This window comes from Mesorhizobium sp. WSM4807, assembly GCF_055811615.1.
This window is the reverse complement of sequence record NZ_JBVVQY010000002.1, coordinates 270,247-279,118: the sequence shown is the minus strand read 5'-3', so window position 1 is coordinate 279,118 and position 8,872 is coordinate 270,247. Positions and strand designations below refer to the sequence as shown.

The following is an 8,872-nucleotide window of genomic DNA, read 5'->3' as shown; positions in this document are numbered from 1 at the left end:
CCCCCCCCCCCCCCCCCCCCCCCCCCCCCCCCCCCCCGCCGCCGCGGCCCCCCCCCCCCCCCCCCCCCGCCCCCCGCGCCCGCGCCCCCCCCCCCCCCCGGCCGCGGGCCCCCCCCCCCCCCCCCCCCCCCCCCCCCCCCCCGTCCCGCTTCGAGCATCTCCGAAGAGCCCGAAGGCATAAAGTCGGACTTATTCCTCGATGCCCTTGGTGCCGCGCCGTGTGAGGTAGGCATCCCAATAGAAATCATCGGCGTTTTCCGCAGTGACGATGGAAAAGCCGTTGTCGACGAAAGGCACGCCCATGCCGTTGAAGCCCGACCGCCGGGCGTCGTTCATCGGATCGATCAGCTCAGGATGCTTGGCCAGCCACAGCAGCATGAAGCCCATATAGCCCTGCATGCCCTGGTTCGGGTTGACCGAGCCGAAGATTTCGCCGGCCTTGATCATATCGAGGATCTTGGCGTTGACGTCGGCCAGCATAACCCGGATCTTGCCGCCGCCCTCCTTCGCGGCCTGCGCGGCGCCGATTGCCGAGTTGGCTTCCGGCATGAACACCGCGCCCAGTTCGGGATGGGCCTGGGCAAGGCTGAGCACGGCCTGATACGCCTTCGTCGCATCCTGGTTCGACGCCGCGCGGCCGACGAGCTTCATTTCCGGCCATTTGGCTTCCATGCGGGCGATGAAGGCGGCGATGCGCTTGTCGTGATTGTCCTGTCCGGGGTTTTCAAGGACCGCGTATTCGCCCTTGCCGCCCATCGCCTTGGCGACTGCATCGGCTGCATAGGTACCTTCGGCGACGTTGTCGGAGGTGATGTAGGACACTCGTTTGGAGTTGGGCGAATCCGCGGCGAATGTGACTACTGCCGTTCCCTGGTCGATGGCCCGGTTGATTGGCTCGATGAACGGATCGGAGTTCATCGGATGCACCAGGATGCCAGCCGGCTTCTGAGCCAGCGCCTGGTCGAATGTCGCTATCTGCTTGTTCACGTCGTATTCGGGCGTCCCGGTATATTCGGTCTCGCAGCCGAACTGTTGGCCAGCCTGCTTGAACATCTCGTAGACCGGGAACCAATATTCGACGCCGGAAACCATGACGTTCATGACGTATTTTTCACCCGGCTCGCATTTGAACGGGTTAGCGGCCTGGGCCGCGGCGTGGCCTGCCCCCAACACTGTGCTGGCGGCTGCCGAAATGGCGAGCATGCTCAAAAATTTCCGCAAGAGTCCTCCCTCGGCCGAAGCCTGGTCAATTGGGCGGCCTGACACTTACGTGCCGCCGCTTGTGGTTGATGAGGCCGAACCTCCTCCCGAGGCCCAGCAGCTGATCATTCGCAGGAGTTGGCTCGAGTGTCAATAAAATTCACATGCTGAAATATATTTCACAGACTGGCTGGCAGTGACGAGCACCGATGGGGCCGCCAGTGTTGGTGAACGAACGAGCCGGGCAAGCTCAGGTCAGCGGTTTCAAACTGACCTGCCGATGTTTTCCAGCATGACGTACGACCGTTTTAGGTCAACGCAGCCACGGGTTGAATGTCAGGGACACGCCCGCTTCCGCTCAGGGACCTCAGAACATCCAGCCTGCAGCTAGACATGCACGGCAATCGAATTGCGCTCCACGATTTGGGCCGTCAGGACACGGTGCTCGAAAGGTAACGTAGCCTCCGCCAGCCTCTTCAAGAGAAGCTCCGCCGCCGCCGCTCCGATCAAGTGCGCTGGCTGCGCGATGGCTGTGATACCTTGGGCCACGAACTGCATCCAATCGAGATCGTCGAAGCAAAGCAGCGAAACGTCTCCTGGAATCACAAGCTTCAGTGCGGAAGTCGCCTCCAGAACGCCTGTCGACATCACACCGTCGGCGGTAAATAGAGCGGACGGTGCATTGCGCATTGTCAGCAGATCGAGCGCCTCCTTGCGGGCTGCCTCGCTGGAATAGACCGCCACCCGGCGGACCAACTGCAGATCCGGCTCGATACCTGCGGCACGATGAGCTTCCAGATAACCCAACAGCCGTTGCCAGCTTGGATGGTGGTAGCGAACGTCAGCGCTGGAGAGATCGACGTTCGCCACAAAGGAGCCGACATCATCGCGCTGGCCCGGACCCAGTTCGGCCAGTATGCCGATGCGGCTGTGTCCGGCCCCGATCATCGCAGCGATGCTGCTGCGCGTCACAGAAACGTTGTCGACCACCACGGAATCGGTCTCCAGGCCCGCCACGATGCGGTCGAACTGCACCACGGGACAGCGGGCCGCGACTGCCTCACGAAGATGATCCGGCTCATCCACGAAGGTCGACGAGACGATCAAACCGTCGACCTGCTTTTCCAGCAGCAGTTGCACCGCCTCTCGCTCGAGTTCGGCATTTTCGTCACTATTCGTAACGATAACCCCGAACCCGCCACGGCGCGCGACATCCCCTATTCCACGCAAGACGCTCGCGTAGAATGGGCTTTCGATATCGCCGACCACAACTCCGATAGTCTGCGTCTTACCAGTGATCAGACCTTTTGCCAGGCGATTGGGGCGATAGCCCAGCGCAGTTGCGGCGGCGCGCACTTTCTCCTGAACCTCGGGGCTGCTGTAGCCGTAGTCGCCAAGCACACGCCCCGCCGTGGCGGAGCTGACCCCGGCCCGGCGAGCAACCTCTATGATGGTTGCGTTTTTCGACGATCTTTGAATCACTCAGCAAGCCCCGCCGCCCATTCGTGCGTCGTAAAGACGAGCTAGTGGCAGTTAGGCCCACCCCGCAAGCCCGAACACCGCAGCACTCGCCGTTGCATACACCATTGCAATCACAGCACCTCAGACAGAAAGCGCCGAAGACGTGGGCTTTTCGGATCGTCGAAAAGGTCCTCTGGTCGCCCTGCCTCGACAATCCGCCCCTCGTCCATGAATACGACCTGGTTTGCAACCTTGCGAGCGAAGTTCATCTCGTGCGTAACGACCACCATCGTCATCCCGCCCCGTCCGAGGTCGGCCATCAAGTTCAGGACACCTTTCACCAATTCCGGATCGAGAGCACTGGTGACTTCGTCGAACAGCATGACTTCGGGCTCGAGGGCCAGGGCGCGCGCGATGGCCACCCGCTGCTGTTGTCCGCCCGAAAGATTTGCCGGCCGATGGTCTTTGCGCTCCAAGAGTCCGACTTCATGCAGCCTCGCTAAGGCCGCGCGCTCAGCCTCCTGGCGCGACATGCCTTTTACCTTGCGCAGCGCCAGGGTGATGTTGGCGAGCGCACTGCGGTCGGGGAACAAGTTGAATTGCTGGAAAACCATGCCGACACGCCGCCGGAGCTGGTCAGGGGTCTGCTTGTAGATGCTTTCACCATCGAGCAGGATGTCTCCGGCTCGACACTCGACGAGGCGGTTGAGGCAACGCAGCAAGGTCGACTTGCCCGAGCCGGATGGCCCGATCAGGCAGGTGACCGTCCCGGGCTCCACTTTCAGACTGACGTCATGGAGCACCTGGACGGCACCGTAGGCCATGTCGATATTCTTGACCTCGATGCTGCCGCCCTTAAAGCGTGTGGGCGCGGCTGCCGGCGACTTCCCTGCGCCCGGCACGCCGGCTTCCGCAAGCTCGGCGACTTCCTTGAGGCCGCTCTGCACGCCGGTGATACGCTTGCCGACGCGCATGCGCGCGTCGATGTAGTTGACGAGGTGGGTTAGCGGCACCGTGATCACGAGGTAGAACACGCCGGCCAGCAAGAGCGGTGACAGGTTGCCGGTCAGCACGGCCTGATCTTGGCCGACGCGGAACAGTTCGCGTTCGGAGGCGAGCAGGCCAAGGAAATAGACGAGGCTGGAGTCCTTGACGTTGCCGATGAACTGGTTGACCAGTGCCGGCAGGACGCGGCGGATGCCTTGCGGGATCACCACCAGGCGCATGCCTTGGCCATACGTCATTCCGAGCGTGCGGGTGGCGTCGATCTGACCACGCTCGACGCTCTGAATGCCGGCCCGGAAAATTTCTCCGATGTAGGCGCCGGCAATAAGGCTGAGTGCCAGAATGCCCAGCGGATAAGGCGATGGACCGAACAGGTCCCGGCCCAACCGCGCGAAGCCTTGGCCAATGATCAGAATAGTGACAATGGCGGGAAGCCCACGGAAGATATCGGTGTAGACCCGCGCTAGGAGTTTCAGCGGCCGGTTTTCGGAAATCCCCATCACGGCGAGGACGATACCGATCAGCGTCCCGAAAAACGTCGAGGCAACGGCCAGGATCAGGGTGTTCTTGAGACCGACCATCACCATGTTTGGCAGAACTTCTGCCATCGCCTGGAAATCAAGAAAGCTGCGGGAGAAGGTATCGAACCAGCTCATATCAAGTCCATCTATAACTCGGCCGGGCACCGTTGCTCACGGGCCCGGCCGGAAAACACAGCGAAGTCGCTCGAATTCACTTCTTGGGCAGATATTGATCCGGCATGGGGGTGCCCGCGAACCATTTTTCGTGCAGCCGTTTCCAAGTGCCATCCTCCATGGCCTCGCGCAGTGCCTTGTTCAGTGCCTCGCGGAAGGCATCGTTGCCTTTTCTTGACCACGAACCCGGCTGGCGCATCGAAGGACGGCACGTTCATTGTTATCTTCAGGTTTTTATAGCGTTCTGCATACTGCTTGGCCGACTCATAGTCGGTGAAATGGCCGTCGATCGTCCCGTTGTTCAGCGCCGCCACCGCGGTATTGTTGTCGGGGAACTTGACGATGTCGCCCTTCAGATTCTTCTCGGCATAGATTTCCTGCAGCGTCCCCTGGATCACGCCGATGCGCTTTCCGGCGGTACTCTCATTGCTCGTCAGAGCCGGATCGGCCGAAATGATCGAAAGGTAACCCGCGAGATAGCCATCGCCAAAATCCACGGTCTTCTTGCGCTCCGCGGTCGTGCCAATGGCGGCGACAGCGACGTCGAAGCGGCCGTTGGCGACGGATGGCAGCAACGCCGAGAATTCCTGGCCGGTGAAGACGACCTGCTCCTCCTTGAACCCGAGCCGGTGCGCCACGTCGCGGAAGAGCTCAGCGTCGAAGCCGGTGAAGTTGCCGTTGGCGTCGGTGAAGACGTAGGGTTTCGCATCGCCCATGGTTCCGACGCTGATCACCGTCGGGTCGATGAGGTTGTAGGGGTTGTCGCTCGCCTTTACCTGCGTTGACGCGGCCAAGGTGCTAAGTCCTGTCGCCAGCGCGATAGACAGCGCCAGGCCGCATTTCACCAGTTGGCGCCTGCTCGAATTCGTTTGCATGTCTTCTCCTCTTACGATTAGCCGAACCCGGCCTTCCCACTCGACGTCTGATCCATCAAAATGCTCTTAGGTGGCATTTAATTAGATGGATGAGAACGTTATCACTTTCACCTAGCATTGTCCGTTTCTCGCGTCAATTGTTTCGGAGAATTTCGCAGCTAGACGGTTTTCCCGTGTTGAGCGTGCCGGGCTCCGCGGAGGATCTCGGGCGTCATGTTCCCTATATCGATTGCTGACGCATGGCCGATCGCCCCGTAGTACTGGCAGGTTGCAGCCGCCGCCTCTGCGGCATGGCAGAGAATGTCCTGAGGCGCCTCTTCCGTAAGCAGGCCGAGTAGCGTTCGGGCGATGAAGGTGTCGCCCGCGCCCAGGGTGTCGACGGGTTCGACCAGCCGCGCCGGGGTACGGTAGGAGCCTGTGTCGCTGTGAAGCACCGCGCCGGCTCGACCGCGAGTCACCAAAACCCACTTTGGACCACACGCAAGCAGATCGGATGCGACTACGGCCAATTCCTTGTCGTCAAGACCATCCCCTGAAACAGAAGCCAGATAGCAATAGGGTCCAACCTCGCGCCGGTGTTCCGGTTCCCGCCGCGTGGAAAAATCGTAAGATAACAGTGATTTACTCGAAGCTGCGGCAACCCATGGGTCTAACCCGCTGGACTGGCCGATGTGGACGGCCTGAAAGCCTGAGAGAAAATCCAGATCTTCTTGCGTCGGCGTAAACATCGAAACGCCGAGATCGAAATCCAGGAAAATCCGATCGGCGTTGTGGTGACCTATGAGGCAGTAAGCGGTCGGCCCTTCGAGGCGCCGCAATCTGGTGACGTCAACGCGCTCCGACGCCAGTGCAGTGCAGATCAGGTCCCCGGCCCGGTCTTTGCCGATCGCTCCCACATAGGCCGACTGCCCGCCGAAGCGGCTCACATAGACCGCGACATTGAGGCAGTTTCCGCCAGGATACATCTCGCCGCGAGCAAGATAGCAATCGACCACGTTATCGCCCATCGCGGCAATCTTGACCATTACAGGACTTTCAGCTTAAAAGGATGTGAGAACGTTCGCATAATGGCAATTATCTGTCAATTGTGCGCCGGCCCAAGCTCTGTCAACCAGACGAGGAAGCTCATGATTTCCGCCCTGCCCGCCGACCTAGAACGCGCTCTGAACGCTGCGGCGGGCAGGCAGTTTTCGCACCTCTTTCTCGTGGCGTGCGGCGGCTCGCTCTCGATCATGATGGCAGGCAAATACTTCCTCGACCGCCATAGTGGCACTTTCGCCTGCGACATCTACAACGCGGATGAGTTCGTCTGCCGAGATCCGCGGCGGTTGGGACCTGACACGCTTGTTGTCCTTTGCTCGCAGACAGGAAACACCAAGGAGACCGTGCGGGCGGCCAATCACGCAAAAGACCGAGGCGCAATGACAATCGGCATGACGCTCGACCAAACATCGCCGCTCGCGCGGGCGGTCGACCACCCGATTGCCTACCAGGCCTCGTATACGACGGGCAAAGCAATCGATGCAGCCTACAGCAATTACGGCGTGCTCTACATGCTGCTCGCCGGTTTGATCGATGCTCGGGAAGACGGCGGGCTAACCGACGACCTGCTGATCAGCCTGAGCCATCTTCAACCGGCCATCGAGCGCGCGCACCGGGCCTACGCTGACCGGTTCGAGACCTTCGCCGCTCGCTTCGCACCTCGAGAGGCAATCTACACACTAGCCAGCGGTGCCAGCTACGGTGCGGCCTATTCCTACGCCATCTGCGTGCTCATGGAAATGCAGTGGTACGACTCGCAGGCAATACACGCGAACGAGTTCTTTCATGGCCCATTCGAAGTGGTGGATAGGGATGCTTGCTTCGTGGTCCTGCTGGGTTTGGACGAAACGCGGAGCCTTTCCGAACGTGCCCGTGATTTCCTTATCAAGTACGGCAGCCGGGAAAACATCCTGGTGCTCGATGGAGCGGAAGTCGACCTCGGCGGTATGTCCGAACGCATCAAACCCTATCTCGTGCCTTTGGTCTTCTTCGACACTCTATGGCGTTTTGCCTACAAGCTGGCAGGTCTGCGCGACCGGCCGATGCTCGAGGGTAGGCGCTACATGAAGAAGCTGTCGGACTACTAGTTCCGCAGCGCTTTGTAGCGATCTCACAATTTCCGGCCCATCTTCTGCGTAGAAGGATTTCTCTATGACTGCATTCCCAAAGCCGCGCCATGTCGTCGTTGTCGGCGCAGGCATCTTTGGTACCTCAACTGCGCTGCACCTCGCCCGCCTTGGCTTTGATGTGACCATTGTCAATGACGGCGCGCCGTCCAACGGTGCATCCGGCCGTTCACTTTCCTGGCTGAACTCAGCGCGACGCGCGGAGACTGCCTATCACCGCTTGAGGCTTGCAGGCGTCGACCGTTATCGGACCCTGGCCGCCACAAGGCCGGAAACCGCGTCCTGGCTTCGCTTTGACGGCGGCCTCACCTGGGATGCGGATGATAAGGCGAACCAGATCGCGTCCATCTGGCAACTGGAACAGGATATTGGTTATGACGCGCTTCTGCTCGGCCCTGCCGAAGTTGGCGCAGTGACGCCCGGGGTCAATGCCAGTGCAGTCACCCCGCAGGGCGCCATTTTCAATCCTGGCGAAGGATGGGTTGACCTGCCCTCTTTGATCGATCTGCTGCTCAATGAATTCCGCTCGCGCGGCGGCAAGCTTGTTCAGGACGCTGGACGCGTGCGGATAGTTGCCACAGGTGGTCGCGCGCGTGGCGTCGTCACTGCTGGCGGTGCGGCGGTCGAGGCGGATGCAGTCGTCCTTGCCGTTGGGCCAGCGACGCCTTCCATGCTTGCGGAGATCGGAGTCCATGTCCCCGACGCCACGCCGATTTCACTTCTCTTGAAGACCAAGCCGATCAAGACCGAGCTCCGCGCCGTGCTGAATACGCCGCGCGTGGCGGTACGCCCGACGCCGGATGGCGCACTTGTTTTGGATTCGGCATGGTCGGAGGAAGAAGTCGTGGTCAACTCGGACGACACCTACACCGTGCACGACAAAACCGTAAAAGGACTGCTCGACGAAGCTAGCGCCGTGCTCGACGGCAATCCGCGGCTCCAACTCGCAACCTACGCCGTTGGTCCGAAGCCTATCCCCGGCGATGGCGAGCCGGTACTTGGCTCCGTCGAGACCGTCGCCGACCTTCACGTCGCTTTTAGCCACAGCGGCGCCACGCTTGGACTGATCGTCGGCGAATTGCTAGCCAAAGAAATCGCCTCCGGCAATCCGCACCCCATGCTTGCAACCTTCCGCGCCAACCGTTTCGGCTGAAAGGGCAATCGCGGCCGAGATCGACTGTCCAGATGAGCCCGCGGTGGCATTGCCCAGATGACCGCCTTCAGGAGGTTGATCCGCGCACCTGACTAGGATAACATGACAATCGTAGTTTAGTTTTAGCCGCGGCCGCAGCAAGGCTGGCCCTTCACGCGCGGCGCCATCAAAACCTTTGAAACTCAGTACAGAGCGCCTGCGCGGCGTCTGTGTGACATGGCGTCCGCAACGAATGATCGTCTGCCCCTTATCGATCATGGCGTTGCAAGAGCCGGCGAACCCCTTCATGGGCCGGATGGTTTTGGTCAACAAGGC

The 8,872-nt window shown here is 60.8% G+C and carries 6 protein-coding genes and 1 pseudogene; 2 read left to right on the top strand and 5 right to left on the bottom strand.

Features of this window, described 5'->3' with window-relative positions; translation table 11 throughout:
• Positions 1-189 precede the first annotated feature (189 nt).
• The 5 genes and pseudogenes from AC0L3N_RS03585 to AC0L3N_RS03565 all read right to left on the bottom strand — a co-directional run bounded on the left by AC0L3N_RS03585 (position 190) and on the right by AC0L3N_RS03565 (position 6,261).
• Entirely contained in the window at positions 190-1,221 is a 1,032-nt protein-coding gene (locus AC0L3N_RS03585; protein ID WP_473545649.1) for a substrate-binding domain-containing protein, read from the bottom strand.
• 366 nt (positions 1,222-1,587) lie between these two features.
• Positions 1,588-2,682 carry a LacI family DNA-binding transcriptional regulator gene (locus AC0L3N_RS03580; RefSeq protein WP_123147195.1) on the bottom strand — a complete coding sequence of 365 codons (1,095 nt, stop codon included), beginning with the start codon at positions 2,680-2,682 and terminating at the stop codon, positions 1,588-1,590.
• A 110-nt stretch (positions 2,683-2,792) separates the two neighbouring features.
• Positions 2,793-4,322: an amino acid ABC transporter permease/ATP-binding protein gene (locus AC0L3N_RS03575; RefSeq protein WP_473545648.1), complete on the bottom strand. Its 1,530-nt coding sequence runs from the start codon at positions 4,320-4,322 to the stop codon at positions 2,793-2,795.
• Between the two features lie 76 nt (positions 4,323-4,398).
• A pseudogene (locus AC0L3N_RS03570) lies at positions 4,399-5,236 on the bottom strand (ABC transporter substrate-binding protein).
• A 158-nt stretch (positions 5,237-5,394) separates the two neighbouring features.
• The gene (locus tag AC0L3N_RS03565) at positions 5,395-6,261 is read right to left on the bottom strand and encodes a PfkB family carbohydrate kinase (protein ID WP_123147192.1); all 867 of its coding nucleotides are present in this window, start codon (positions 6,259-6,261) and stop codon (positions 5,395-5,397) included.
• A 102-nt stretch (positions 6,262-6,363) separates the two neighbouring features.
• Between AC0L3N_RS03565 and AC0L3N_RS03560 the strand changes: the two genes are divergently transcribed.
• Both AC0L3N_RS03560 and AC0L3N_RS03555 read left to right on the top strand, forming a co-directional pair.
• A complete protein-coding gene (locus AC0L3N_RS03560) occupies positions 6,364-7,365 on the top strand; it encodes an SIS domain-containing protein (protein ID WP_473545646.1) in 1,002 nt (333 codons plus the stop codon).
• A 64-nt stretch (positions 7,366-7,429) separates the two neighbouring features.
• Positions 7,430-8,557 carry an NAD(P)/FAD-dependent oxidoreductase gene (locus tag AC0L3N_RS03555; protein WP_473545644.1) on the top strand — a complete coding sequence of 376 codons (1,128 nt, stop codon included), beginning with the start codon at positions 7,430-7,432 and terminating at the stop codon, positions 8,555-8,557.
• Positions 8,558-8,872 lie beyond the last annotated feature (315 nt).

Bases quoted from the DNA above. Each gene is read 5' to 3' on its own strand.
- AC0L3N_RS03575 (WP_473545648.1), bottom strand. From the start codon at position 4,322: ATGAGCTGGTTCGATACCTTCTCCCGCAGCTTTCTTGATTTCCAGGCG.
- AC0L3N_RS03555 (WP_473545644.1), top strand. From the start codon at position 7,430: ATGACTGCATTCCCAAAGCCGCGCCATGTCGTCGTTGTCGGCGCAGGC.
- AC0L3N_RS03565 (WP_123147192.1), bottom strand. From the start codon at position 6,261: ATGGTCAAGATTGCCGCGATGGGCGATAACGTGGTCGATTGCTATCTT.
- AC0L3N_RS03560 (WP_473545646.1), top strand. From the start codon at position 6,364: ATGATTTCCGCCCTGCCCGCCGACCTAGAACGCGCTCTGAACGCTGCG.